This window comes from Streptomyces sp. MUM 203J (genome assembly GCF_022414595.1).
In the GTDB taxonomy this organism is placed as follows: Bacteria; Actinomycetota; Actinomycetes; order Streptomycetales; family Streptomycetaceae; genus Streptomyces.
Genome location: NZ_JADWYO010000063.1, coordinates 1 through 25,740 on the forward strand (window position 1 = coordinate 1; position 25,740 = coordinate 25,740).

18 protein-coding genes are annotated in these 25,740 nt (G+C 74.0%); 7 read left to right on the forward strand and 11 right to left on the reverse strand.

Annotation, left to right across the window (positions count from 1 at the left end; translation table 11 throughout):
* From I3F58_RS24415 to I3F58_RS24435, 5 genes are all read left to right on the forward strand, one after another.
* A partial coding sequence (locus I3F58_RS24415; protein WP_240110839.1) for a pyridoxal-dependent decarboxylase occupies nucleotides 1-1,598 on the forward strand: 1,598 nt, incomplete at its 5' end.
* Nucleotides 1,599-1,648: 50 nt separating this feature from the next.
* Nucleotides 1,649-3,460: an IucA/IucC family siderophore biosynthesis protein gene (locus tag I3F58_RS24420; protein WP_240110840.1), complete on the forward strand. Its 1,812-nt coding sequence runs from the start codon at nucleotides 1,649-1,651 to the stop codon at nucleotides 3,458-3,460.
* Nucleotides 3,457-4,299 carry an ABC transporter ATP-binding protein gene (locus tag I3F58_RS24425; protein ID WP_240110841.1) on the forward strand — a complete coding sequence of 281 codons (843 nt, stop codon included), beginning with the start codon at nucleotides 3,457-3,459 and terminating at the stop codon, nucleotides 4,297-4,299. Before I3F58_RS24420 ends, I3F58_RS24425 begins: the two co-directional genes overlap by 4 nt.
* A 23-nt stretch (nucleotides 4,300-4,322) precedes the next feature.
* Nucleotides 4,323-5,285 carry an ABC transporter substrate-binding protein gene (locus I3F58_RS24430; protein WP_240110842.1) on the forward strand — a complete coding sequence of 321 codons (963 nt, stop codon included), beginning with the start codon at nucleotides 4,323-4,325 and terminating at the stop codon, nucleotides 5,283-5,285.
* The gene (locus I3F58_RS24435; protein ID WP_240110843.1) at nucleotides 5,282-7,303 is read left to right on the forward strand and encodes an iron ABC transporter permease; all 2,022 of its coding nucleotides are present in this window, start codon (nucleotides 5,282-5,284) and stop codon (nucleotides 7,301-7,303) included. The genes I3F58_RS24430 and I3F58_RS24435 overlap by 4 nt, the downstream gene beginning before the upstream one ends.
* 34 nt (nucleotides 7,304-7,337) lie before the next feature.
* Here I3F58_RS24435 and I3F58_RS24440 read toward each other — a convergent pair whose 3' ends face one another.
* Both I3F58_RS24440 and I3F58_RS24445 read right to left on the reverse strand, forming a co-directional pair.
* A complete protein-coding gene (locus I3F58_RS24440; RefSeq protein WP_240110844.1) occupies nucleotides 7,338-8,714 on the reverse strand; it encodes a deoxyribodipyrimidine photo-lyase in 1,377 nt (458 codons plus the stop codon).
* Nucleotides 8,711-10,228: an SDR family oxidoreductase gene (locus tag I3F58_RS24445; RefSeq protein WP_240110845.1), complete on the reverse strand. Its 1,518-nt coding sequence runs from the start codon at nucleotides 10,226-10,228 to the stop codon at nucleotides 8,711-8,713. The genes I3F58_RS24440 and I3F58_RS24445 overlap by 4 nt, the downstream gene beginning before the upstream one ends.
* 175 nt (nucleotides 10,229-10,403) lie before the next feature.
* Between I3F58_RS24445 and I3F58_RS24450 the strand changes: the two genes are divergently transcribed.
* Both I3F58_RS24450 and I3F58_RS24455 read left to right on the forward strand, forming a co-directional pair.
* Nucleotides 10,404-10,925, forward strand: coding sequence for a MarR family winged helix-turn-helix transcriptional regulator (locus I3F58_RS24450; RefSeq protein ID WP_374208030.1), 522 nt, complete (start codon nucleotides 10,404-10,406; stop codon nucleotides 10,923-10,925).
* Between the two features lie 101 nt (nucleotides 10,926-11,026).
* Nucleotides 11,027-13,129 (forward strand): efflux RND transporter permease subunit, encoded by a 2,103-nt coding sequence (locus tag I3F58_RS24455; RefSeq protein WP_240110846.1) that lies wholly within the window; start codon nucleotides 11,027-11,029, stop codon nucleotides 13,127-13,129.
* Here I3F58_RS24455 and I3F58_RS24460 read toward each other — a convergent pair.
* The 9 genes from I3F58_RS24460 to pucD form a co-directional block, all read right to left on the reverse strand.
* Nucleotides 13,098-14,018, reverse strand: a complete 921-nt coding sequence (locus tag I3F58_RS24460; RefSeq protein ID WP_374208031.1) for a glutaminase — start codon at nucleotides 14,016-14,018, stop codon at nucleotides 13,098-13,100. The genes I3F58_RS24455 and I3F58_RS24460 overlap by 32 nt on opposite strands.
* An 88-nt stretch (nucleotides 14,019-14,106) precedes the next feature.
* Nucleotides 14,107-16,245 (reverse strand): xanthine dehydrogenase family protein molybdopterin-binding subunit, encoded by a 2,139-nt coding sequence (locus I3F58_RS24465; protein ID WP_240110848.1) that lies wholly within the window; start codon nucleotides 16,243-16,245, stop codon nucleotides 14,107-14,109.
* 59 nt (nucleotides 16,246-16,304) lie between these two features.
* Nucleotides 16,305-17,357: a xanthine dehydrogenase family protein subunit M gene (locus I3F58_RS24470; protein WP_240110849.1), complete on the reverse strand. Its 1,053-nt coding sequence runs from the start codon at nucleotides 17,355-17,357 to the stop codon at nucleotides 16,305-16,307.
* On the reverse strand, nucleotides 17,354-17,899 hold the full coding sequence (locus tag I3F58_RS24475; protein ID WP_240110850.1) for a (2Fe-2S)-binding protein: 546 nt from the start codon (nucleotides 17,897-17,899) through the stop codon (nucleotides 17,354-17,356). Before I3F58_RS24475 ends, I3F58_RS24470 begins: the two co-directional genes overlap by 4 nt.
* Nucleotides 17,896-18,387: a DUF5709 domain-containing protein gene (locus I3F58_RS24480; protein WP_240110851.1), complete on the reverse strand. Its 492-nt coding sequence runs from the start codon at nucleotides 18,385-18,387 to the stop codon at nucleotides 17,896-17,898. The genes I3F58_RS24475 and I3F58_RS24480 overlap by 4 nt, the downstream gene beginning before the upstream one ends.
* A 767-nt stretch (nucleotides 18,388-19,154) precedes the next feature.
* Complete coding sequence (locus I3F58_RS24485) at nucleotides 19,155-20,255, reverse strand: glutamate--cysteine ligase (RefSeq protein ID WP_240110852.1); 1,101 nt, start codon at nucleotides 20,253-20,255, stop codon at nucleotides 19,155-19,157.
* 215 nt (nucleotides 20,256-20,470) lie between these two features.
* The gene (locus I3F58_RS24490) at nucleotides 20,471-21,592 is read right to left on the reverse strand and encodes an XdhC family protein (protein ID WP_240110853.1); all 1,122 of its coding nucleotides are present in this window, start codon (nucleotides 21,590-21,592) and stop codon (nucleotides 20,471-20,473) included.
* Between the two features lie 62 nt (nucleotides 21,593-21,654).
* Complete coding sequence (locus tag I3F58_RS24495; protein ID WP_240110854.1) at nucleotides 21,655-23,097, reverse strand: NCS2 family permease; 1,443 nt, start codon at nucleotides 23,095-23,097, stop codon at nucleotides 21,655-21,657.
* 220 nt (nucleotides 23,098-23,317) lie between these two features.
* On the reverse strand, nucleotides 23,318-25,738 hold the full coding sequence (pucD, locus tag I3F58_RS24500) for a xanthine dehydrogenase subunit D (protein ID WP_240110855.1): 2,421 nt from the start codon (nucleotides 25,736-25,738) through the stop codon (nucleotides 23,318-23,320).
* Between the last annotated feature and the right edge of the window lie 2 nt (nucleotides 25,739-25,740).

Genomic DNA, 25,740 nt, shown 5'->3' on the forward strand with positions numbered 1-25,740 from the left:
ACGCCGCACGTGTGCCGGGGCCGTCCGGCGTGACCGCGGCACGGACCGTCCGCCCGGCCGGGCCCGCGGCCCCGCCTCCGTCGGCGGGCGGGTTGCTGGCGGGGACTCCGGAGGGGCTCGCCGAAGTGGCGCGGCTGGTGGCCGAGTTCGCCCGGGAGGCCGGCACCGGGCTGCGGGGGCGTTCCGGGCCCGCGCCCGCCATGAGCCCTGGGGAGTTGACGCGGCTGCTGGACGAGCGGCTGCCGGGCGGGGTCGTGCCCCGGGCGGGTGGCGGGCAGGAGGCGGTGCTGGCCCTGGTGCGGGCGTGCGCCGAGGCGGCCGTGGACCTCACGGATCCCCGGGCCGCCGCGCACCTCCAGCCGCCGCCGCTGTCCGTCGCCGCCGCGGCCGACGCGCTGACCGCCGTCCTCAACGCGTCCCCCGACACCTGGGACTCCGGCCCGTACGCCGTCGAGATCGAGCGCCGCGTCGTGCGCGGACTCGCCGGAGCCGTCGGCTACGGGCCGGACTCCGGCGGCGTGTTCACCTCCGGCGGCAGCGCCTCCAACCTGCACGCCCTGCTCGTCGCCCGTGACGCCGCCACCGCCAAGCTGCGGGACGTGCGCGGCGCGGGAATGGCCGGGCTGGCCGCCGAACCGATGGTGTTCTGCTCCGAGCTGGCTCACTTCTCGGTCGCCCGTGCCTGCGCCGTCCTGGGCCTCGGAGAGGACGCCGTACGGACCGTCCCGGTCGACCGGCGGCAGCGGATGCGGCCGGACGCGCTCGACGCGCTGTTACGCGGCGGCGACCGGGACACCCGGCTGCCGGTCGCGGTCGTCGCCACCGCCGGGACCACCGACTACGGCTCCTTCGACCCGCTGCCCGAGGTCGCCGCCGTCGCCCGCGCGCACGGTGTCCGGCTGCACGTGGACGCCGCCTATGGGTGCGGCGCGCTGTTCTCGGCCCGGCTGCGGCCCCTGCTGGCCGGGATCGAGGAGGCCGACACGGTGACCCTGGACCTGCACAAGACGGGCTGGCAGCCCGCCTCCGCCAGTGTGCTGCTGGCCCGGGACGCGGCGGACTTCGTTCCTTCCACCGGGCTGCGGGTCGCCTACCTGAACCCCGACGACGACGGCGAGGCCGGGTACGACGGACTGCTCGGACTGTCCCTGCAGACCACCCGCCGGGCCGACGCCCTGAAGGTCGCCGCCGCCTTCCTGGCGCTCGGCACCGACGGCCTCGGCGCGCTGCTGGACGCCTGCCACGACCTGGCACGGCAGGCGGAGGCGGCCGTCGCCGCGCACCCGCGGCTGGCGCTCACCGCCGGAGCGGCGCTGTCCACGGTCGTGTTCCGGTACGTCACCCGGGACCCGGCCGCCTCCGACCGCGTCAACGGCGCTCTGCGGCGCCGCCTGCTGCGCCGCGGCACGGCCCTCGTCGGCCGTACCACGGTGACCGGGGAGGACGGGCGCGGCGCCGTCCACCTGAAGCTGACCCTGCTGAACCCGCGGACCACGCGGGCCGAGGTGCGCGGACTGCTCGACGCCGTCGTACGGGCCGGGCGGGCGGAGGAGGCGGAGGGCCCCGCCAGGGCCCCGCATGAAGCACCGCGCGAGTGAGCAGCGTAAGGGCCGGAGCAAGTCCCCTCCACGAGGAAGGTGTCTCCCGTATGACTGACGGTCACCCCGTGCCCGCCCTCCCCGACGTGTCCCCCGAGTCCTGGCGGGAGGCCAACCGCCGGGTGCTCGCCAAGGCACTGTCCGAGTTCGCCTTCGAGGAACTGCTGGCACCTGAGCCGCTCGGCCCGGCGGACGACGGGCGCTACCGGGTCGACCTCGACAGCGGCGTGTCCTACGCCTTCTCCGCGACCCGCGGCGCGCTCGGCTCGTGGCGGGTCGGCAAGGATTCCGTCACCCGGGGCGCGGCCGGGCTGCTCGGCAACGAGATCGAGACCCCGGCCTGGGACGCCCAGCGGTTCCTCGTCGACTGCGCCGGCACGATAGGCACGGACGCGCCCACCCTCGGCATCTACCTCACCGAGCTGTCCGCGACCCTCGCCGCCGACGCGGCCCGCATCGAGCACGGCGGGCCCACCGCGGCAGAGTTGCGGCGGCTCGGCCACGCCGAGCTGGAGTGCGCGATGACCGGACACCCCACTCTGGTCGCCAACAAGGGCCGGGTCGGCTTCTCCGCGACCGATGTGCGGGCCTACGCCCCCGAGTCGCGGCAGCCGGTCGCCCTCCAGTGGGTGGCCGTGCACCGCGGCCTCGCGGAGTTCCGGGCCACTCCCGAGCTCAGCGAACAGGGTGTGCTGCGGCATGAGCTGGGTGACGCCACGGTGGCCGCGTTCCGGGCCCGGATCGAGGCGGGCGGCGGTGACCCGGACGCGTATGTGTGGCTGCCGGTCCACCCCTGGCAGTGGGACCACGCCGTGCAGGTGCTGTTCGCCGGCGAGGTGGCGCAGCGCCGCATCATCCCGCTCGGCAACGGTCCGGACCTCCATCTGCCGCAGCAGTCCGTCCGGACCATGACGAACATCAGCGAACAGCACCGGTACGACGTCAAGCTGCCCCTCAGGATCGTCAACACGCTGATCTGGCGCGGCATTCCGCCGCACTGCACCCAGGGTGCCCCGCTCACCACGCGGTGGCTGACCGGGCTGCTGGGCCGTGACCCGCTGCTGCGGGACGAGCTGCGGACCGTGTTCCTGGGCGAGATCGCCTCCGTGACGGTCCGTCACCCCTATCTGGACCGTGTGCCGGACATGCCGTACCAGCACCTGGAGACGCTGGGCTGCATCTGGCGCGAGTCGGTGTACTCGCGGCAGGACGAGGGCGAGCGGGTGCGCACCTTCGCCTCGCTGCTGCACGTCGACGAGCGCGGCACGTCCTTCGCGGCCGAACTGGCGCGCGCCTCGGGCCTGCCCGCCGAGGAGTGGCTGTCGCGGCTCTTCGAGACGGTGACCCATCCGGTGCTGCACGTGATGTACACGTACGGCATCACCTTCAACCCGCACGGCCAGAACACGCTCGTCGGCTACGACGGGAACGACGTGCCCCGCAGACTGTTCCTGAAGGACTTCGTGGACGACGTGTCGGTGTCGCACGCCCCCGTGCCGGAGCGCGGCCCCGAACCGGACGGCCACGACCACGTACTGCCCCGCAAACACCCGACGGTCATCCGCCAGCACGTCGTCGACCAGCTCCTGCTGGGCCACTTCCGCTACCTGGCCCCGTTGGCCGCCGAGCACCTGGGCGTACCGGAGCGGCGCTTCTGGCGCCTGGTGCGGCAGGCGGTCCTCTCGTACCAGAAGCGGTTCCCCGACAAGAAGGAGAGGTTCGCGGAGTACGACATGCTCGCACCCGAGTTCCCCCGCTACCCCTTCAACACCGACCGGCTCGTCGTCACCCGCTATGTCGACCGGGCCCTGCGGCACGCACTGCGCCCGAACGGCACCGTCCCCAACCCGCTGCACCCATGACGCCCGGCACCTCGCGCCCCGTCGAGATCAGCGCGCACGGCCTCACCCTCGGCCACGGGGGTGAGCCCGTCGTGTCCGGCATCAGCGTCACCCTGCGGCCGGGACGGGTCACCGCGCTCGTCGGCCCCAACGGCTCCGGCAAGTCCACCCTGCTGCGGGCGCTCGCCCGGCTGCACGCCCCGGATGCCGGGCGGATCGTGCTGGACGGCCGTGACCTGGCCTCCTACCGTCCGCGCGAACTGGCCCGGAGGCTCAGCTTCCTGACCCAGTCACCGATCGTCCCGGCCGGGGTGACCGTGGAGGAGCTGGTGGCGTACGGCCGCCATCCGCACCAGGGGCTGCTGGCGCGTGGTGCAGGTGACGAGGACCGGGCTGCGGTCGGCTGGGCGCTGGACGCGACCGGCCTGCGCCCGCTGGCCGGTCGGACCCTGGACCGGCTGTCGGGCGGCGAGCGGCAGCGGGCGTGGATCGCGATGGCGCTGGCCCAGCGCACGGGGCTGCTGCTGCTCGACGAGCCGACCACGTATCTGGACATCCGCTACCAGATCGAGGTGCTGCGGCTGGTGCGGAGGCTGGCCGACACGCACGGCATCACCGTGGCGGTGGTGCTGCACGACCTGAACCAGGCCGCCGCGTTCTCCGACGCGATGGCCGTGCTGGCCGGGGGCCGGATCGTGGCCGCCGGGACGCCCGCCGAGGCGCTGACGGAGGACACCGTCCGCACGGCCTTCGGCATCGACACGACCGTCACCCCCGACCCCCGCACGGGTGCGCCGACCTGCCTGCCGACCTGGCGGGAACCGGCCCCCGCGCCGCGATCCGCCATCCGAGACCGGTAAGACGACCGGAGGAACACGCCACCATGCGCATTCCCCTCAGGACCTGTGCCGTCCTGGCCCTGCTCACCGTCACCGCCACGGCCTGCGCCGCTCAGGACTCCGGCGAGGGCGCCGACCCGGCCCCCGGCGCCCTCACCGTCACCCATCTCAAGGGCAGCACCACCCTCGACCGGCCCGCCACCCGGGTCGTCGCCCTGGAGTGGACGTATGCCGAGGACCTGCTGGCCCTCGGCGTGTCCCCGGCCGGTGTCGCCGACATCGAGGGCTACGGCCAGTGGGTGACCGGCGGCCCGCGCCTCGACGGGTCGGTCAAGGACGTGGGCACGCGTCAGGCACCGAGTCTGGAGACGGTCAAGGCCCTGAAACCCGACCTGATCATCACCTCCAAGGTGCGCTCCGAGGCCAACTACGACCAGCTGAACAGGATCGCGCCGACACTGATGTTCGACCCGTACGCGACGGCGAGCGAGTACGACGAGATGCGGTCCACGCTCCGGCAGATCGGCATCGCGGTGGGCAGGCCCAAGGCCGCCGACGAGGCGCTCGAGGAGCTGGACCTCAAGATCGCCGCGGCTCGGAAGAAGGTCGCCGGGGCCGGGAAGGACGGGGCCGAGGTGACCGTCGCCCGCGGCTACACCACCGACGGGGCCGCCGTGGTCGAGGTACTGACCGGCTCCACCATCCCGGGCGGGCTGCTGCCGCAGCTGGGCCTGCGGAACGCCTGGACGGGGAAGGCCGACGCGTACGGCATGAGCAAGGTCGACATCGAGGGCCTGAAGCCGGCCGAGAAGTCCACGCTCGTCTATGTGGCGGCGAAGGACGACGACGTGTTCGCGGCCTCGCTGCCCAAGAACGCGCTGTGGCGGAGTCTGGACTTCGCGAAGGCCGGGCGGGTGCACGCCCTGGACCCGGGCACCTGGTTCTTCGGCGGACCGTTCTCGACCGCGCGGGTCGCTGACGAGATCGCGGGCGCGCTGACCGAATGACGGCTCACCGTGTGCGGCCCGGCCCGGTCGCCGTGCTGCTCGGCGGGGCGGCGGCACTGCTCCTGGTGACGGCGGCACACCTGTCGTACGGGCGCAGTGACGTCGGGCCGGGCGAGCTGCTGGGCCTGCTCGGGGGCGCCGCCGACGCGGACGCCCGGTCGGTGCTGCTGGGCGGACGGCTGCCGCGCACACTGGCGGGCCTGGTGTCGGGGGCGGCGCTGGCGACGGCCGGATGCCTGCTTCAGTCCTCCGTCCGCAACGCGCTGGCCTCCCCGGACACCCTCGGGGTGACGGCGGGCGGATATCTGGCGGTGACGGTCGGCGCGATCACGGGGCTGTCGACGGGTGATCTGCCACGCGGGGCACTGGCGTTCACGGGCGGGCTGCTGGCGGCGGCGCTGGTGCACGCGGTGGCGGGCGGGGCCCGGGGGCGTCCGGCGCATCTGGTGCTGGCCGGGATGTCGGTGATGCTCGCGCTGTCGAGTGCGACGGCCGTGCTCGTGGTGCTGTTCCAGGAGGAGACCGGCGCGGTGTTCTTCTGGGGGCACGGCTCGCTGGTGGTGGCCGACAGCGGCCGGTCCCTGGCCGCGGTGCCGCTGCTGGCGGCGGGACTGCTGGGCGGGCTGCTGCTGGCCCGCTCCCTGGACATCCTCGGCACCGGCGACGAGACGGCGCGGGGCCTCGGGGTGAACGTGGGCCGGGTGCGGCTGACGGCGGTGGTGCTCTCGGTGCTGCTGACCGCGTGCGCGGTGTCGGTGACCGGCCCCATCGGGTTCGTCGGTCTGGCCGCGCCGCACCTCGTACGGCTGGCGGGGGTACGGCGGCATGCGGCGCTCCTGCCCGGCGCGGCGCTGTGGGGGGCGACGCTGCTGCTGGCCGCGGACCTGCTGGCGCGGGTGACGTCGCCGACCGGCAACGAGGTCCCGGCGGGGGTGGTGACGGCGCTGTTCGGGGCGCCGCTGTTCCTGTGGCTGGCGCGGCGGCTGCCCTCGGATCCGGCGTCTCCGGGCACGGCCGTGCCGGGGCGGCGGCGGTATCCGTACGGGCCGCTGCTGGCGGGCGGGGCGGTGGCGGTGTGCGCGCTGCTGGCGGCGGGCCTGGTGCTGGGCGACATCGGGGTACCGGTGGGCGAACTGCCCCGGCTGCTGCTGGGCGGGGGCGACGCGCTGCTGCGGGGGGTGGTGCTGGACTACCGGCTGCCGCGGCTGCTGGTGGCCGCGGTGGCGGGGGCGCTGCTGGCGGTGGCGGGCGGGATCGTGCAGACCGTGTCGCGCAACCCGCTCGCGGACCTGACGGTGATGGGCGTGAGCGGGGGCGCCGGGTTCGGGGCCGCGCTCGTGCTGGTGGCGCTGCCGTCGGTGCCGTACGGAGCGCTGCCGTTCGCGGCGCTGCTGGGCGGGGCGGCGGCGTTCGCACTGACCTACGGGCTGTCGCTGCGGCGGGGTTCGGTGGCGCCGGAGCGGCTGGTGCTGGTCGGCATCGGCACGTTCGCGCTGACGACGGCGGCGACCAACTACCTGGTGACGGGGGCCCGTTTCCAGGTAGCCCAGGCCCTGACATGGCTGTCGGGCTCGACCTACGCGCGGGACACGACGGACCTGTCGGTCCTGGCGGTGGCGTCGGCTGTGGGCCTTCCCCTCCTGCTGCTCGCCTTCCGCCGCCTGGACCTGCTGGCCCTGGGCGAGGACACCCCCCGCACCCTGGGCCTGCCGCTGGAGCGGACCCGCCTGGCGGTACTGGGACTGGCCGTGGCGCTCGCCGCGGGCGCGGTGGCCGTGGTGGGCACGGTGGCGTTCGTGGGCCTGGTGGCCCCGCACGCGGCCCGCATGCTGGTGGGATCCCGGGCGCACCGCCTGCTGCCGGTGGCGGGGTTGCTGGGCGCCGCGCTGATGATCACCGCGGACACGGTGGGACGTACGGTGATCGCCCCGGCGGAGATCCCCTCGGGCCTGCTGGCAGCGCTGATCGGCACTCCGTACTTCGTGTGGCAGCTGCGGCGGGGCGGCCGGGCGGGCTGAGCCCGGGGAGGAACGGACCGCCCCCGTCCGCGGCTCAGTCCTCCCGGCCCCGGGCCCGCCGGAACCGGGCGAGCCCGTCGGACAGGTCCACGATGGGCTGCGGGTAGCCGCCCCGTACGAGCGCGGCGGTGCGCGGCTTCCACGGCTCGTGCACGGCCGCACCGGGAACCTCCGCGAGTTCGGGCACCCAGCGGCGCACGTAGTCGCCCTCGGGGTCGTACCGGCGGCCCTGGAGGACCGGGTTGAGGACCCGGTTCGGGCGGGTGTCCGTGCCGGTTCCCGCGACCCACTGCCAGTTCAGCTGGTTGTTGGCGAGGTCTCCGTCGACCAGCAGGTGCAGGAAGTGGCGTGCGCCGACACGCCAGTCGACGTACAGGGTCTTGGTGAGGAGGGAGGCGGCGAGCAGCCGGCCCCGGTTGTGCATCCAGCCCTCGTGGGCGAGTTGCCGGAGGGCGGCGTCCACGATCGGGTAGCCGGTGCGCCCCTGCCGCCACGCCTCGACGTCGTCCGCCGCCGACCGCTCCGTACGCCAGCGGTCACCGTGGGGCCGGTACTCGTGGTGGGCCGCGGACGGACGGGCGGCGAGCACCTGGCGGTGGAAGTCCCGCCAGCACAGCTGCCGCACGAAGGCCTCGGCGCCCGGTCCGCCTCGGGCGCGCGCCCGGTGGACGACCTCGGCGGCGGAGACGGCGCCGAAGTGCAGGTACGGGGAGAGGCGCGAGGTGGCGTCGCCCGCCAGGTCGTCGTGCCGGTCCTCGTACGCGCCGAGGCCGTCGCGCAGCCAGGCGGTGAGCCGTCGGCGGGCCTCGCGTTCGCCGCCGGGCGGGAGAGCGGGTGAGAGACCGGCCGTGGGTGCGGGGAACGGCGGGCCCTCGGAGCGGATGTGCGCGGGCACCGGCACCCGGCGCGGCGCGGCCAGCGGCTCGCGCAGCCGCTCCCGGCTCCAGCGCCGGAAGTAAGGGGTGAACACGGCGTAGTGGTCGGAGCCCTGCGGGGTGACCGACCCGGGCGGCAGCGCGGTGCCCACCGCTTCGTGGACGTGCAGGGTGCGCCGCTCGGCGGTCAGGGCGGCGCGCAGCCGGTCCTCCCTGTGCCGGGCGTAGCCGCTGTGGTCGGCGGCGAGGTGCACCTCGTCCGCCCCGGCCTCCGCCGCCACGGCGCACACGGTCCGCGTGACGTCGCCGGACCGGACCACCAGCCGTCCGCCACGCTCGCGGAGCGACTCGTGCAGGTCGGTGAGGCAGTCCGCGAGGAAGGCCTCGCGGTTGGGTGCGGTGAACCCGGCGGCGGCGATGGTCCCGTCCCGTACGAAGAGCGGCACGACGGTCTCGGCGGTCCGCAGGGCCGCCCGCAGCGGCGGGTGGTCGTGCACCCGCAGATCGGCGGTGAACAGGACGACGGCGACGGTCACTGAGCGGCTCCCGGGGGATTCCTTGCTGCGGCGCGGGCGATGTTACGGGCCATGCCGCCGAACACCACGGTGTGGAAGGGGGACACACTCCACCAGTACGCGTGTCCGAGCAGCCCGTGCGGGTGGAACAGGGCACGCTGCCGGTAGCGGGCACGCCCCGGCCCGTCCGCTTCGACACGCATCTCCAGCCAGGCCAGGCCGGGGAGGCGCATCTCGGCACGCAGCCGCAGCAGGCGACCGGGCTCGACCTCCTCCACGCGCCAGAAGTCCAGCGAGTCCCCGGCGCGCAGCCGCGCCGCGTCACGCCGGCCGCGACGCAGCCCCACACCGCCCACGAGCCGGTCCAGCCATCCACGGACCGCCCAGGCGAGCGGGAGGGAGTACCAGCCGTTGTCGCCGCCGATCCCCTCGACGACCCGCCACAGCTGCTGGGGGGTGGCATCGACCGCCTCCTCCCGCTCGTCCGTGTAGAGACTGCCGCCGGCCCAGTCGGGATCGGTGGGCAGCGGGTCGCTGGGGGCGCCGGGGACGGACGCGGACGACCAGCGGGTGGTGACCCGGGCCTCGCGGACCCGGCGCAGGGCGAGCACGAGCGCCTCGTCGCTGCTGATGGGCTGTCCGGGGGCGTCGGGCACGTACCGGGCGATGTCGTGCTCCCGGCAGACCACCTCGTGGCGCAGCGACTCGGCCAGGGGGCGGGCGATGGAGGCGGGCACGGGGGTGACGAGGCCGATCCACAGGCTGGACAGACGGAGGGTCAGCACCGGCACCGGGAGGATGAGCCGCGGCGGCAGCCCGGCGACGGCGGCATAGCGCTGCATCAGATCGCGGTAGGTCAGCACGTCCGCGCCGCCGATGTCGAAGGTGCGGTGGACGTCGGAGGGCATGTCCGCGCTGCCGACCAGGTAGCGCAGGACGTCCCGGATGGCGATGGGCTGGATGCGGGTCCGCACCCAGCTGGGGGTGACCATGACCGGGAGGCGTTCGGTGAGGTAGCGGAGCATCTCGAAGGAGGCGGAGCCGGAGCCGAGGATGACGGCGGCCCGCAGGACCGTGGTCGGGACGCCCGAGTCGAGCAGGATCCGCCCCACCTCGTTCCGCGACCTCAGGTGCGGGGACAGCCGCCGCGGGGGCACACCCGCCGGGGTGAGACCGCCCAGGTAGACGATGCGCCGGACCTCCGCGGCCCGGGCCAGCTCACCGAACAGGGTCGCGGCCCGGCGGTCGGTCTCCTCGAACCCCGGGCCGCCGCCGAGGGCGTGCACCAGGTAGTACGCGACCTGGACGCCCGCCATGGCGTCGCGAAGCGACACCTCGTCGGTGACGTCACCCCGCACGATCTCCACCCGGTGCGCCCAGGGGTGGTCGCGCAGCCTCCCGGGAGACCGCGCCACGCAGCGGACCCGGTAGCCCGCGTCGAGCAGTTCGGGCACCAGTCGGCCACCGATGTAGCCGGTCGCGCCGGTGACCAGGCAGAGCGCGCCCCGCCCGGGTGCCGGGCCGGTGTCGTCCATGACCGCTCCTCCCGTACGCCTTCGGTCTCCTCGTGCCATCTTCGCCAGGACCGGTCCGGTATGCCGCGAACACGTGCGGCGCGCCGCACGGGACGGCCGGGCGACGAGCGGCCGCCCGCGCCACAGGCGGTCTCCCGCACCGGGTGACGACCGGACCCGCCTATAGGCTGACCAGGTGGTGACAAAGGACGACCGGGCGGACGAAGACACGCCGGGCGGGCGGCGGCGGTCCCCTGCGGACCTCCTGGCGTTCGCCGTGCAGCTGCGCCGGATGAACGGCGAGATCAACCGCCTGGTGCACACGTTCGCCTCCGAGCAGGGCCTGCACGCGACGGACGTGCAGGCGCTGGCCGCGATCCTCGACTCGTCCGAGCCCATGACCCCGACCCGGCTCCGGGAGCATCTCGGCCTGACGTCGGGGGCGGTCACGGCGTGCGTGGACCGGCTGGTGCGGGCGGGGCACGTACGCCGGTCCCGGGAGAGCGCCGACCGGCGGGTGGTCCACCTGCACTACGTGCCGGAGGCCAAGGCCGCCGCCCGGACGTTCTTCCGTCCGCTGGCCCTCGCCACCGACGCCGCGCGGGCGGGGTTCACCGCCGAGGAACTGGAGGCGGTGCTGCGGTTCCTGACGGTGCTCAACGAGAGGCTGGGCGCGCAGGAGGCCCCCGGGGGCCACCGGGACGCACCGCGCCGCTGAGAATGCCGCTTCCGCGCACCCGGACTCCATATAGTTCAATCATTGAGATAGTTTTCTGTTGAGATTTCTCCCGTCGTCCCCTGCTGTCTTCCAGGAGCGTCATGCCTCCCTTCCCCGTTGTCGTACGCCGGCTGCTGCCGGTGCTCCTCATCGCGGTCTGGCTCGCCGTGGGCGGCGGGCTCGGCTCGTATGCCGGAAAGCTCGGCGAGGTCGCCACGAACGACCAGGCCGCCTTCCTGCCGCGCAACGCCGAGTCGACCCGAGTCCTGGAGGAGCAGGAGGCCTTCCGCCAGGAGGAGGCACTGCCCGCGATCGTGGTGTGGACCGCGGGCGACGGCTCGGTATCGGACGCCCAGCGGGAGGCCGCGACGGACGCCCTGGCCTCGCTGGCCGACGCGGACGGGGTGGCGGGCCGCCCCTCCCCCGCCGTGGTCTCCGAGGACGGTGAGGCCCTCCAGGGGGTGCTGCGGCTGCGGCCGGACCGGGGCGACGAGCTGGCCGGCACCCTCGACCGCATCCGCGCGGCGGCCGAAGAGGTGCCGGACTCCCGGGTCTTCGTCGCCGGCCCGGCGGCGACACAGGCCGACCTGTCCGACGCCTTCGCGGGCATCGACGGGCTGCTGCTCGGCGTGGCACTGACGGCCGTCCTGCTCATCCTCCTGCTGGTGTACCGGAGCGTGCTGCTGCCGCTGCTGGTGATCACGGGGGCGGTCCTGGCCCTGGGGCTGGCGAGCGCCGTGGTGTACGCCCTCGCGGACCGCGACGTCCTGCGGGTCGACGGGCAGGTGCAGGGCATCCTGTTCATCCTGGTCATCGGCGCGGCCACCGACTACGCACTGCTGCTGATCGCACGCTACCGCGAGGAGCTGCGGCACGACGACGACCGCCTCGTGGCGATGCGGGCGGCACTGCGGCAGTCGGCCGGGCCGATCGTGGCCAGCGCCGCGACGGTCGCCCTCGGACTGCTGGCGCTGCTCCTCAGCGACCTCACCAACAACCGCGCGCTCGGCCCGGTCGGGGCCATCGGCATCGTCTGCGCCGTGCTGAGCGCGCTGACCTTCCTGCCCGCCGTCCTGGTGCTGCTCGGCCGGGCGGCCTACTGGCCCGCGTCACCCGCCCACGGCACCGAGCGGAGTGACCGCGGCGTGTGGCCGAGGGTGGCCGCCCTGGTCGACCGGGCGCCGCGCAGGGTCTGGGCGGTCACCCTGGCCGCGCTGCTGGCGTGCGCGGCCTTCGCTCCCGGCCTCAGTGCGAGAGGCGTCCCGCTGGACGAGATCTTCGTGGCGGACGCGCCGTCCGTGGCCGCGGGGCAGGTGCTGGACGAGCACTTCCCCGGCGGGTCCGGCAACCCGGCCGTCATCGTGGCGGAGGCCGACGCTCTGCCCGCGGTGACCGCGGCGGCGCGCGGCACGCAGGGAGTGGCCTCGGCGGCTCCGGTCGACGCCTCGGGGCGGCCGGGCGGCGGACCGCCACTGACGGCCGACGGACGCGTCCGGCTGTACGCCACGCTGGAGGCGGCCCCGGACAGCGACGCCGCCAAGGAGACCCTGGTGCGGCTGCGCGAAGCGGTGCACGCCGTGCCGGACGCGGACGCGCTGGTCGGCGGCTACACCGCGCAGCGGTACGACACGCAGACCACCGCGCAGCGGGACCGCGCGGTCATCGTCCCCGTGGTGCTGGCGATCATCCTGCTCATCCTGATCGGACTGCTGCGCTCGCTCGTCCTGCCGGTGCTCCTGGTGGCCACCGTCGCCCTCAACTTCCTCGCGACTCTGGGCATCTCCACCGTCGTCTTCCAGTGGCTCCTGGGGTTCAGCGGCACGGACGCCTCGGTCCCGCTGTACGGCTTCGTGTTCCTGGTGGCCCTGGGGGTCGACTACAACATCTTCCTCGTGTCGCGCGTGCGCGAGGAGGCACTTCTGCACGGCACCCGGGAGGGTGTGCGGCGCGGCCTGACCGCCACGGGCGGCGTGATCACCTCGGCGGGCGTCGTGCTGGCCGCGACCTTCGCCGCGCTCGCCGTGATCCCGCTGGCGTTCCTGCTGCAGATCGCCTTCATCGTCGCCTTCGGCGTGCTGCTCGACACCCTGGTCGTACGGTCCCTGCTGGTGCCGGCCCTGATCCGGGACATCGGGCCGCTGTCGTGGTGGCCGAGCGCCCTCGCTGCCGGCCTCAGAAAACCGACAGGCCCGTCAGCGTCGTGAACCGGTCGAGCGCGGCGACTCCGGCGACCGAGTTGCCGCGCTCGTCCAGCCCCGGGCTCCAGACGCACAGCGTGCAGCGGCCGGGGACGACCGCGATGATGCCGCCGCCCACCCCGCTCTTGCCGGGGAGGCCGACGCGGTACGCGAAGTCGCCGGCGGCGTCGTAGGTGCCGCAGGTCAGCATGACGGCGTTGACCTGCTTGGCCTGGCTGCGGGTGAGCAGGGAGGTGCCGTCGGCCCGGGTGCCGTGCCGGGCCAGGAAGGACGCGGCCAGGGCGAGGTCCGCGCAGGACGCCTCCAGGGAGCACTGGCGGAAGTACTGGTCCAGCAGCTCCGGCACGGGGTTGCCGATGTTGCGGTACGAGGCCATGAAATGGGCCAGGGCGGCGTTGCGGTCACCGTGGGCGGCCTCGGACGCGGCGACGCTCTCGTCGAAGTCGAGGTGCGGGTTTCCGCTTTCGGTGCGGAGGAAGTCGCGGAGGGTCCCGGCGGCGTCGCCGGTCACCGTGTGGAGGAGGTCGGTGACGACCAGCGCGCCCGCGTTGATGAAGGGGTTGCGGGGGATGCCGTTCTCGTACTCGAGCTGCACCAGGGAGTTGAACGGGTTGCCCGAGGGTTCGCGGCCGACGTGCTCCCACAGGGCGTCGCCGTCCAGGGAGAGGGCCAGAGCGAGGGTGAAGGCCTTGGTGATGGACTGCGCGGAGAAGGGGTGGCGCCACTCCCCCACCCCGTACACCGTGCCGTCGAGTTCCGCGACGGCCATGCCGAACCGGCGGGGATCGGCGGCGGCGAGCGCCGGGATGTAGTCGGCGGGGCGGCCCCGGCCCGGAGTGGCGGCGATGTCGGCCGCGATCTGTTCGAGGACGGGCAGGAAGGTGCTCGGGGCCACGGGCGTGCTCACTCCGGCGTGTGCGACGGGTCGTTCGATCGGCCCCCATTGTGCATGTTCGCCGGGTGCCCCCTGTGCGGGGGGCCGCTCAGCCGAGCGCGCTCTCCTCCCAGGCCGGGAGGATCCGGTCGGGAGTGAGGGGCAGTTCGCGGAAGCGGATGCCGGTCGCGTGGCGGACGGCGTTGCCGAGCGCGGCGGCGGCGCCGACGGTGCCGATCTCACCGATGCCCTTGCTGCCCATGGGGTTGAGGAGGCTGTCGTCCTCGTCGATCCAGTGTGCCTCGATGTCCGGGACGTCGGCGTGGACGGGCACGTGGTAGGCGGCGAGGTCGCTCTCGGTGAAGTCGGCGTGCGCGGCGTCCATGGTGGAGTGCTCGGTGAGCGCCATACCGAGGCCCATGATCATGCCTCCGACGAGCTGGGAACGGGCGGTGCGCGGATTGAGGATCCGCCCGGCGGCGAACACCCCGAGCATCCGCCGCGCCCGGACCTCACCGGTCACCGTGTCGACCTGGACCTCCGCGAACTGGGCGCCGAACGCGTGCCGCGCGTAAGGGGGTCTGCGGCGGGCCTCCTCGCCGGTGTCGGCCGTGACGGTGAGCCCCTCCTCGGGGAACGGGCCCTCGTGTCCGGCTGCCAGGGCGGCGAGTTCGTTCGCGGCCTTGTGGACGGCCCAGCCCCAGGAGGCGGTGCCGGCGGAGCCTCCGGCGAGCGGGGCGCGGGGCAGCCGGGTGCTGCCGATCTCGATGCGTACGGCGTCCAGGCCGACGCCCAGCGCCTGCGCGGCGATCTGGGCGAGGACGGTGCGGGCGCCCGTGCCGATGTCGGTGGCGTTGGTGCGGACGGTGAAGGTGCCGTCAGGGTGGGCCGTGACGGAGGCGGTGGACGGGCCGGCGTAAGCGGGGTAGGTGGCGGCGGCGACGCCGGTGCCGACGAGGAGGGGGCCCTCGCGGTGGGAGGCGGGGCGGGGGTCGCGCCGGTGCCAGCCGAAGCGGCGGGCGCCCTCGCGCAGGCAGTCGACGAGGTGGCGGCTGCTGAAGGGGCGGCCGCTGTCGGGGTCGGTGGCGGGTTCGTTGCGGACCCGGAGTTCGATCGGGTCCATGCCGAGGGCCTCAGCCAGTTCGTCCATGGCGGACTCCAGGGCGTACATGCCGGGGGTCTCGCCGGGGGCGCGCATCCAGGAGGGGCTGGGCACGTCGAGAGGAACGACGCGGTGGGTCGTGAGGCTGTGCGGCGAGCCGTACATGACGCGGGCGGGGACCGCCGCCTGCTCGACGAACTCGGTGATGCGGGAGGTGTGGGTGAGCACTTCGTGGCTCACGGAGAGGAGCGTGCCGTCGCGCTCGGCGCCGAGGCGCAGCCGGTGCAGGGTGGGGGCGCGGTGGCCGGTGACGGACGGCAGGTGGCGGCGGGGCAGGGCGAGTTTGACCGGGCGGCCGGTGTGGATGGCCGCCATGGCGGCGAGGACGACGTGCGGGCGGGCGGTGCCCTTGCCGCCGAATCCGCCGCCGACGTGTTCCGCGACGACGGTGACCCGGTCCTCGGGGAGGCCGAACAGCGCCGCCAGCACGGACCGCACGACGTTGGTGCCCTGGCAGGAGTCGTAGACGGTGAGGCGCCCGCCGGCGAAGTGGGCGGTGGCGGCGTGCGGCTCCATGGGGTGGTTGTGCAGGGGCGGCACCGAGTAGGCGGCGTCGACGCGCACGGGGGCGGCGGCGAAGGCGTCCTCGGCGTCGCCGCGCTCACGGTGGGCGGGGTAGCCCCCGTTCACTTCGAGCGGGGTGTACGTCTCGGGGTGGTCCTCAGCGAGGACGACGTCGTGCGGTTCGGGCTCGTCGCCGTGCTCGGCGCAGGTCACCCGGACGGCGGCGGCCGCGGCGCGGGCCTGCTCCAGGGTGTCCGCGACGGCGAGGGCCGCGTACCAGCCGCGGTGCGGGACGCTGTCGTACTGGAGGACGTCGAGTTCCGGGTCGTCGGGCGGGGCGGCGAAGCGGGGCGCGTCGAACGGGGTGAGGACGGTGACGACCCCGGGCAGGGCGAGCGCCTCGGCGGTGTCGACGGCGGTGAGCCGCCCGCAGGTGATCCCGGCGGGAACGGGCCACGCGTAGGCGCAGCCGGGAGGGGTGTGCTCGGCCGCGTAGCGGGCGGCGCCGGTGACCTTGTCCCGGCCTTCCAGGCGCTCGGCGGGGGCGCCGAGGACGGACCGGTGCGGGGGCTGGGCGGTCATGGGCATGGTCCTGTTCGCTGGTCAGGGGCTCTGAGGCGCCGGCGTCGGGGGGCGTGCCGTCAGGGGTCCGTGCGGTCTTCGGAGCCGCCGGGTGGCGGGGTGCCGGCCGGGCCTTCCGGGCCGCCCCCGGGCTCCGCCAGGCCGGTGACCACCGCAGTACCCAGAGACCTGGCGAGGCCGATCTTGTACGCGTTGTCCCGCAGCGGCTCCGCCGCGTCCAGCTCCTCGGTGAGGGCCCGCCGGACCGCGTCCGCCGTGGGCTCCGCGCCGAGCAGTGCGGCTTCGGCGCGGCGGGCGCGCCAGGGCCGGTGGGCGAGACCGCCGAACGCGATCGCCACATGCCGCACGGTCCCGGCCGCGTCGAGGTCGAGGACCGCGGCGACGGAGGCCAGGGCGAAGGCGTACGAGGCGCGGTCGCGGGCCTTGCGGTAGGCGGAGGGCAGACCGCCGGTGGCGGCGGGCAGCAGCACGGCGGTGATCAGTTCGCCCGGCTCGATGACGGTGTCCCGTTCCGGCCGGTCCCCGGGCAGGCGGTGGAATTCGGCCAGCGGAACAGTCCGCTCCGCGTCCGGCCCGCGCAGTTCCACGGTGGCGTCGCAGGCGGCGAGCGCGACGGCGAGGTCCGAGGGGTGGGTGGCGATGCAGTGCAGGGAGTGGCCGAGCACGGCATGGTCGCGGTGGACCCCGTCGACGGCGCCGCAGCCGCTGCCCGGGTCCCGCTTGTTGCAGGGCTTGGTCACGTCCTGGAAGTACGGGCACCGGGTGCGCTGGAGGAGGTTGCCGCCGGTGGTGGCGACGTTGCGGAGCTGCCCGGAGGCCCCGGCGAGGAGGGCCCGGGACACGGCGGCGTAGCGGGCCCGGACCAGGGGGTGGGCGGCCAGGTCGCTGGAGCGGACGGTGGCGCCGACGCGCAGCCCGCCGTCGGGCAGCTCCTGGACGTCCCCCAGGGGGAGCCCCCCGATGTCCACGAGGGTGTCCGGCGTCTCGACACCGAGCTTCATCAGGTCGACGAGGTTGGTGCCGCCCGCAAGGTAGCGGGCGCCGGGACGCCCGGCGTGGGCGGCGGTGGCCTCGTCGACGCTGTGCGCACGGACGTACGCGAAGGGCTTCACCGGACCACGTCCTCGACGGCCTGGACGATGTGCGGGTAGGCGCCGCAGCGGCACAGGTTGCCGCTCATCCGCTCGCGGATCTCCTCCGGGGTGAGCGGCACGGCCCCCTGCGCGGGCGGGGCGTCGGGGCGGGTCGCGTACGACGGGTGTCCGGCCGCCGCCTCCGCGAGGACGCCGACGGCGGAGCAGAGCTGGCCGGGGGTGCAGTAGCCGCACTGGAGGGCGTCGCGGTCCAGGAATGCCTGCTGGAGGGGGTGCGGGTTCCCGTCGTGGGACAGGCCCTCGACGGTGGTGACGCTCCGCCCGTCCTGGGCGACGGCCGGCAGCAGGCAGCTGTTCACCCGTCTGCCGTCGAGGAGGACCGTGCAGGCGCCGCACTGGCCGTGGTCGCAGCCCTTCTTGCTGCCGGTGAGGTCCAGCCGCTCCCTCAGCACGTCGAGGAGGGTCGCTCGGTGATCGACGGTGAGGGTGTGCCGGGTGCCGTTGACGGTGACGGTGACCGGGGAGGCGTAAGGGCCCCGCCGCACGGGCTGCTCGCTCATTCCTCTCCGTCCGCCAGGATCACGTGCATGGCGGCCTCCTCGGCGGAGGCGGCGCCGCCGTTGACGCCGACGTCCCGGGCGACGACGTCGGAGTCGGTGTTCGGGTGGGCGCCCTCGTCGAGGGCCACGATCCGCCCGGCGCGCCGGTTGCCGACCTCCTGGTCGTACGGCTCGCCCATGCCGCCGGGGAGGTCCCCGATGCCGTCGGGGACGTTCTCCCCGTCCTCGGGGATCAGCGCGGGGTCCGGCACCTCCTCCCCGAGTCGCTGGTCAAGGGGCTCGCGTTCCCGCTGCTCACGGGCGGTGGTGCCGTGGTGGTCGACGCCCCAGGGCCGCTCGGGCGGCGAGTAGCCCTCGTCGTACGGGTCGGCGGGCCGGTCCATGAGGGTGTCCTCGTTGTCGAGGAGGCCATGGTCCTCCCTGACCTCGCGGTCGGTGGAGGGATCGGGCTGGTAGACCTCGTCGCCCATCGTCTCTTCGGTTCCCATGGCTGGCTCCCGGTCTGCTGCTCGGTCCGCCCCGGCTGCTACGCCTGCTCGCGTATCCAGCCTGTCCCAGGTCACACATTCCGGCACGCGGAACGCCCCCGCCGGAGGTCACGGGCGCGGGCCGGGGTGGCGCCACCGCAGCGCCTCCCCGGCCCCGCGCCGCGCTCCGCACGCACCCGGACCGGCGTCCCGCCGTCCCCGGCCGGAACGCGTGGCCGACCCGCCGGACGGGGGAGGCCGCACCGCTCGAACCGGCCCGGGGCGCTCGCGCGGAACGCCCCGTCGGGCCGTGTCCCGGCACGGGACCGGCAGAGGGGGTGTCGTGGCCGGAGTGGCTTCCCGCGGACCGGTCGCGACCACGAAGACCGGCCGACTGGTCTTTGCGACGTCGCACGACAGCAGTCGTCGGCGGCTTCGGGAGGCACTCACCGGGCCCGGATCCCGATGCCGACCGGAAAGGGAGGCACCCGCCTGCACCCGTGGCCGGTGCTTCGTCCCGAGCCCCGGACGAGCGGCACACGGCGTCCTGTCGGTCCGCACCGGACCGCTGCCCGAAGCCGTCGGCCTCCGACGCGGGGCGCCTCCCGAACCGCCCGGGAAACGCTGCTCATCGATCAACGTCATCGACGGAGCCGGCCGGCCCGCGCTCCCGGGCACGTACCGCGGCCGGTGGCGGCACTACCGGTCCCGGGCACTCCGCCGGGCTCCGGCCGGGGCCCGTACGGGCGGGGTGCGCCGCCCGCACGGGCCCGGACGTGCGCCTCCGGTCAGCGCACCCTCTCCTGTGTACGCCGTACGCATTCCCGTACGACGCCGCCGAGGCTTCCGTGGCGGCGCAGCAGCCGCCGCTGGACGTGGGCCCCGGTGCCGCGGCTCATCAGGTCGTCGAGGGCCTTGCGGGCCTGCGGCAGGTCGCCGTTGTCCTCCAGGGCCTCCTCCACGTGGTGGAGCAGGGCCTGCACGACCCGTTCGGCCGGGGCCGGCCGCATGGTGAGCGGGTGGATCAGGTCGCCGTCCAGCCCCGACCGCCCGGCCCGCCAGGACGCGGCCCGCAGCAGTCCGATGCCGTGCCCGGCCGGGGGGCGGCCGGCCCGCCACTCGCGGGCGGCGGTGTCGACGAGGGCCCGCACCAGGGTGGCGACCAGGACGGTCGTGGAGGCGTCCAGGCAGACGTCGGCGGCACGGATCTCCACGGTCGGGTAGCGGCTGGACAGCCGTGCGTCGAAGTAGATCATCCCCTCGTCCTGGAGGACCCCGGTCGAGACGAGGTCCCGCACCTGCCGGTGATAGTGGTCCGCGGAGCCGAACAGCTCCACCGGACCGGTCGAGGGCCAGCGGCCCCAGACGCGGCTGCGGTAGCTGGCGTACCCGCTGTCGTGGCCTTGCCAGAAGGGTGAATTGGCGCTCAGCCCGAGCAGCACCGACAGCCAGGGCCGGATCCGGTCGAGGACGGCGACGCCCTCCTCGTCGGAGGTGACCGACACATGGACGTGGCAGCCGCAGGTGAGCTGTTCGAGGGCGGTGAGCCCGAAGTGTTCCTGGATCCACCGGTAGCGCCGGTCGTCGTTGAGCGCGGGGCGCACCGGTAACGGCGAGGTCGCCAGGGCCGCGACGGCGGCGCCCGCCTCGGCCGCGTGGCGGGCGGCCTCGGCACGGCAGCGCTCTATCTCGGCGGCCAGTTCGGCCATGGTGGTCCGGGGGTGCGTCCCGAACTCCAGCTGGTGGCCCTGCAACTCCTTGGTGAAGGCGTGTGCCCGGCCCTGGTTCTGCTCGGCCGCGATGGCCAGGACCGCTCCGGAGAGCGCCTGTGGCTCCCCCGTCCGCGGATCCACCAGGAGGAGTTCCTCCTCCACTCCGACACTGCGCAACGGAACCCGCCTTTCCGATCACGCCCAGAGAGGGCCTACTGACGGAACTGCCGGACTTGCCAAGCGAAAACGCTGGATTGCGGACGTGCTGGACACACCATCATCCCGGCTACGGCGCCGCGGCGCACCGTCCCGGAGCCGGGTTGTGAGGATCTGGCGAGTTCCCGTCGCCCACGGGATCCCGTTCGGGACCGCCTCCGGGGCCCGGGGGTCTCCTACGCGTTCTGGCGGGTGCCGGGGCCCTCGTGGTGGATGGGGGTGTGGGCGCCGGTGAGGGAGCTGCCGCTGCCGCCCCGGCGGTCGGCGACGATCTCGGCGGCGATCGACAGGGCCGTCTCCTCGGGTGTCCGGGCACCCAGGTCCAGGCCGATGGGCGAGTGGAGGCGGGCGAGTTCCGGCTCGGTGACGCCCACCTCGCGCAGTCTCCGCTCGCGGTCCAGGTGGGTACGGCGGGAGCCCATCGCGCCGACGTAGGCGACGGGGAGGCGCAGGGCGCGCCGGAGGAGCGGGACGTCGAACTTGGCGTCGTGGGTGAGGACGCACAGGACGGTCCGGGCGTCCACCTGTGTGGCGTCGAGGTACTCGTGGGGCCAGCCGACGACGATCTCGTCGGCGTCCGGGAAACGGGTGGCGGTGGCGAAGACGGGCCGGGCGTCGCAGACCGTCACGTGGTAGCCGAGGAACTTGCCGACCCGGACGAGCGCGGAGGCGAAGTCGATGGCCCCGAAAACGATCATGCGGGGCGGCGGGACACTGGCCTCGACCAGCAGGGTGACGGGCTGTCCGCAGCGCGAGCCGTCCGCACCGATGACGACGGTGCCGGTGCGTCCGGCGTCCAGCATCGCGCGGGCTTCGGCCGCCGCCGTGCGGTCCAGCTCGGGGTGGCCGCCGAGTCCGCCCTCGTACGACCCGTCGGGCCGTACGAGGAGCGCGGTGCCGAGCAGCTCGGCCGGGCCCTCGGCGATCCGGGCGAGGGCCGCCGCCTCCCCTCCGGCGGCGGCCCGGAGCGCGGCGGGGCAGACCCCGCCGCGCACCGGGGTGATGAGGACGTCGATGATGCCGCCGCAGGTCAGGCCGACGGCGAAGGCGTCCTCGTCGCTGTAGCCGAAGCGTTCGACGACGGTCCGCCCGTCCTCGATCGCCTGTCGGCACAGCTCGTACACGGCCCCCTCCACACATCCCCCGGAGATCGAGCCGATCGCCGTGCCGTCGCCGTCGACGGCGAGCGCGGCGCCCGGCTCCCGTGGTGCGCTGCCGCTGACCGCGACGACGGTGGCCACGGCGAAGTCCCGCCCCTGCTCGGCCCACCGGTCCAGCTCGTGAGCGATGTCCAGCATGTCGGCCTCCTCGGGGCTTCGGGTCGGACGGATGGATGGAGGGGGTTACGCGGGTGGTGGCGTCAGTGGCCGGTTCCGGTGGCGAAGTAGAAGACGAACACCGCCGACAGGACCCACATGAGGATGCTCGGCTCCCGCCACTTGCCCTGTGCCGCCTTGATGGCGCAGAAGGCGATGACACCGGCGCCGACACCTGTGGTGATCGTGTACGTGAACGGCATCAGCACGACCGTCAGGAAGACCGGTACGGCGACCGACCAGTCGCCCCAGTCGACGTGCCGGGCGTTCTGCAGCATCATCGCGCCGATCACCACGAGGGCTGCGGAGGCGACCTGTCCGGGCACCAGCTGGGTGAGCGGCGTGAAGAACAGGCAGGCGGCGAAGAACAGGCCGGTGACCGTGGCCGACAGGCCCGTACGGGCTCCCTCGCCCACACCGGTGGCGGACTCGATGAAGACGGTCTGGCCGGAGGCGCTGCTGGCGCCGCCGATCATGCCGCCCGCGCCGTCGATGAACAGCGCCTTGTTGAGGCCCGGCATCCGGCCGGTGGCGTCCGCCAGCTTGGCCTCCTGGCCGACGGCGATGATGGTGGCCATCGCGTCGAAGAACCCGGCCAGCACCAGGGTGAAGACGATCATGCTGACCGAGGCGTAGCCGACCTGTTCCCAGCCGCCGAACTCGACGGCGCCGAACAGCGAGAAGTCCGGCATGGAGATGGGGCTGCCGTGCAGGACCGGGGCGGTCCCGCCCCACGCGTCCTCCTTGATCCAGCCCGTGGCGGTGGCGATCACGGAGATGACCGTGCCCGCGATGATCCCGAGCAGGATGGCGCCGGGCACCTTGCGGGCCTGGAGCATGAAGATGACCAGCAGGGTCACGACGAACAGGACGACCGGCCAGCCGGTGAGCGACCCGCCGACACCGAGGGTGACGGGGCCGCCGCCCTCGCCCTTGCCGACGAATCCGGCGTTGACGAAGCCGATCATCGCGATGAACAGGCCGATGCCGATGGTGATGCCGTGCTTCAGCGCCAACGGGATCGCGTTCATGATCACTTCACGGACGCCGGTGACCACCAGGAGGCAGATCACCGCACCGTAGATCACACACATGCCCATGGCCTGCGGCCAGGTCATGTTGGGGGCGACCTGCGTGGACAGGACGCCCGCGACACTGAGGCCCGCCGCCAGCGCGAGCGGGACCTTGCCGATGATGCCCATCGCCAGCGTGGTGACCGCGGCTGCCAGGGCGGTGGCGGTGATGAGGGCGGGCTGGCTCAGCTTGTCGCCCAGCACGTCCTCTCCCCCGAGGAGCAGCGGGTTGAGCAGGAGGATGTACGCCATCGCCATGAAGGTGGTGATGCCGCCACGCACCTCGCGGGAGAGCGTGGATCCTCTGTGGGTGATGTGAAAGTACCGGTCGAGCCAGGACCGTCCGGCGGGGACGTGCGAGCCGTTGCCGGCGTCTTCCGCGACGGATCTCGGCTCTACTGACGACTGGGTCATGGTGCCTACTCCCAAGGTTCAAAGGGGCACCCGCGGGGACTCCGGTTCCGGGTCTGGTGTGCGGGATTTGGGATGCTGCTTGGCGCACGACCCGGGGGACGGCCCGAGACGAACTGTGTGGGGGACTCCAGACGGTGCGTGCCGTGGACTTGTGACGTTCCGGGGGGCGCGCACCGCCTGGAGGGTCTGGGGGCCTGGGGGACGCCGGTCCCCCAGGCGGCTACACCGTGCCGGTGAGGTGCTCCGGGCGGACCGGCGTCCGGTTCAGCTCCAGGCCCGTCGCGTTCCGGATCGCCGCGAGGACGGCCGGGGTGGACGACAGGGTCGGGGCCTCGCCGATGCCGCGCAGCCCGTAGGGGGCGTGCTCGTCGGCGAGCTCCAGCACGTCGACCGGGATGGTCGGCGTGTCGAGGATCGTGGGGATGAGGTAGTCCGTGAAGGACGGGTTGCGGACCTTCGCGGTCTTCGGGTCGACGACGATCTCCTCCATGACCGCCACGCCCAGGCCCTGGGTGGTGCCGCCCTGGATCTGGCCGACGACGGACAGCGGGTTGAGGGCCTTGCCGACGTCCTGGGCGCAGGCCAGTTCGATGACCTTGACCAGGCCCAGCTCGGTGTCCACCTCGACGACCGCGCGGTGGGCGGCGAAGGAGTACTGGACGTGGCCGTTGCCCTGGCCGGTCCGCAGGTCGAAGGCCTCGGTGGGGCGGTGCCGCCACTCGGCCTCGATCTCCACGGCCTCGTTCTCCAGGACGTCCACCAGGTCCGCGAGGACCTCGCCGCCGTCGGTGACGACCTTGCCGCCCTCCAGGAGCAGTTCCGCGGTGGCCCAGGCCGGGTGGTAGGTGCCGAACCTGCGGCGGCCGATCTCCAGGACCTTCTCGCGGACCAGCTCGCAGGAGTTCTTGACGGCGCCGCCGGTGACATAGGTCTGGCGGGAGGCGGAGGTGGAGCCCGCGGAGCCGACCTGGGTGTCGGCGGGGTGGATGGTCACCTGGGTGACGCCCAGCTCCGTGCGGGCGATCTGGGCGTGGACGGTGACACCGCCCTGGCCGACCTCCGCCATCGCGGTGTGCACGGTGGCGACGGGCTCGCCGTTGATGACCTCCATGCGCACCTTGGCGGTGGAGTAGTCGTCGAAGCCCTCGGAGAAGCCGACGTTCTTGATGCCGACCGCGTAGCCGACGCCCCGCACGACGCCCTCGCCGTGGGTGGTGTTGGACAGGCCGCCGGGCAGGGCGCGCACGTCGGCGCCCTCGGTGGACTCCCACTGGCGCTCGGGCGGCAGCGGGCGGGCCTTGATGCGGCGCAGCAGTTCCGCGACCGGGGCCGGGGAGTCGACCGGCTGTCCGGTCGGCATGATCGTGCCCTGTTCCATGGCGTTGCGCTGACGGAACTCGACCGGGTCCATGCCGAGCTTCGCCGCGAGCTTGTCCATCTGCGCCTCGTAGGCGAAGCACGCCTGGACCGCGCCGAAGCCGCGCATGGCGCCGCAGGGCGGGTTGTTGGTGTAAAGGGCGATGGCCTCGATGTCGACGTCGTCGACGACGTACGGGCCGACGGACAGCGAGGAGGCGTTGCCGACGACGGCCGGGGAGGCGGAGGCGTAGGCGCCGCCGTCCAGCACGATGCGGCACTTCAGGTGGGTGAGCTTGCCGTCCTTGGTGGCGCCGTGCTCGTAGTGGAGCTTCGCCGGGTGGCGGTGGACGTGCCCGAAGAAGGACTCGAAACGGTTGTAGACCATCTTGACGGGCTTGCCGGTGCGCAGCGCCAGCAGGCAGGCGTGGATCTGCATGGACAGGTCCTCGCGGCCGCCGAAGGCGCCGCCGACGCCGGACAGCGTCATGCGGACCTTCTCCTCGGGCAGGCCGAGGACGGGGGCGATCTGGCGGAGGTCGGAGTGCAGCCACTGGGTGGCGACGTACAGGTCGACGCCGCCGTCCTCGCACGGTACGGCGAGGCCGGACTCCGGGCCGAGGAATGCCTGGTCCTGCATACCGAAGGTGTACTCGCCCTCGACGATCACGTCGGCGCGCCTGCGGGCCTCCTCCACGTCACCGCGGACGATGGGCTGGCGGTGCACGACGTTCGGGTGCGGGACGTGCCCGGCGTGGTGGTCGTCGCGGCCCTCGTGCAGCAGCGGGGCGTCCGCCGCGAGCGCGGAGGCCTCGTCGGTGACGACCGGCAGCTCGCGGTACTCGACCTTGATCCTGGCGGCTGCGCGGCGGGCGGTCTCCGGGTGGTCGGCCGCGACCAGGGCGACGGGCTCGCCGTGGTGGCGTACCCGGCCGTGGGCCAGGACGGGGGTGTCCTGGATCTCCAGGCCGTAGTTCTTCACGTCGGTCGGCAGGTCGTCGTAGGTGAGGACCGCGTAGACGCCGGACTGGGCGAGGGCCTCCGAGACGTCGATCGAGACGATCTCGGCGTGGGCCACCGGGGAGCGGAGGATCTGGCCCCACAGCATGTCCTCGTGCCACATGTCGGACGAGTACGCGAACTCGCCGGTGACCTTGAGGGTGCCGTCGGGGCGGAGGGTGGACTCGCCGATGCCGCCCTCGGCGCCCTGGGCGCTCTGGGTCACGTCGGTGGGGGTGCCGGCGGGGGCCGTGGCGGCGCGGGTGCCGTGCGCGATGTTCGTCATCT

Excerpts from the sequence above, each read along its gene's own strand:
- I3F58_RS24420 (WP_240110840.1), top strand. The coding sequence starts at position 1,649 with ATGACTGACGGTCACCCCGTGCCCGCCCTCCCCGACGTGTCCCCCGAG.
- I3F58_RS24425 (WP_240110841.1), top strand. The coding sequence starts at position 3,457 with ATGACGCCCGGCACCTCGCGCCCCGTCGAGATCAGCGCGCACGGCCTC.
- I3F58_RS24430 (WP_240110842.1), top strand. The coding sequence starts at position 4,323 with ATGCGCATTCCCCTCAGGACCTGTGCCGTCCTGGCCCTGCTCACCGTC.
- I3F58_RS24435 (WP_240110843.1), top strand. The coding sequence starts at position 5,282 with ATGACGGCTCACCGTGTGCGGCCCGGCCCGGTCGCCGTGCTGCTCGGC.
- I3F58_RS24445 (WP_240110845.1), bottom strand. The coding sequence starts at position 10,228 with ATGGACGACACCGGCCCGGCACCCGGGCGGGGCGCGCTCTGCCTGGTC.
- I3F58_RS24455 (WP_240110846.1), top strand. The coding sequence starts at position 11,027 with ATGCCTCCCTTCCCCGTTGTCGTACGCCGGCTGCTGCCGGTGCTCCTC.
- I3F58_RS24465 (WP_240110848.1), bottom strand. The coding sequence starts at position 16,245 with ATGACCGCCCAGCCCCCGCACCGGTCCGTCCTCGGCGCCCCCGCCGAG.
- I3F58_RS24475 (WP_240110850.1), bottom strand. The coding sequence starts at position 17,899 with ATGAGCGAGCAGCCCGTGCGGCGGGGCCCTTACGCCTCCCCGGTCACC.
- I3F58_RS24480 (WP_240110851.1), bottom strand. The coding sequence starts at position 18,387 with ATGGGAACCGAAGAGACGATGGGCGACGAGGTCTACCAGCCCGATCCC.
- I3F58_RS24490 (WP_240110853.1), bottom strand. The coding sequence starts at position 21,592 with ATGCTGGACATCGCTCACGAGCTGGACCGGTGGGCCGAGCAGGGGCGG.
- I3F58_RS24495 (WP_240110854.1), bottom strand. The coding sequence starts at position 23,097 with ATGACCCAGTCGTCAGTAGAGCCGAGATCCGTCGCGGAAGACGCCGGC.
- pucD (WP_240110855.1), bottom strand. The coding sequence starts at position 25,738 with ATGACGAACATCGCGCACGGCACCCGCGCCGCCACGGCCCCCGCCGGC.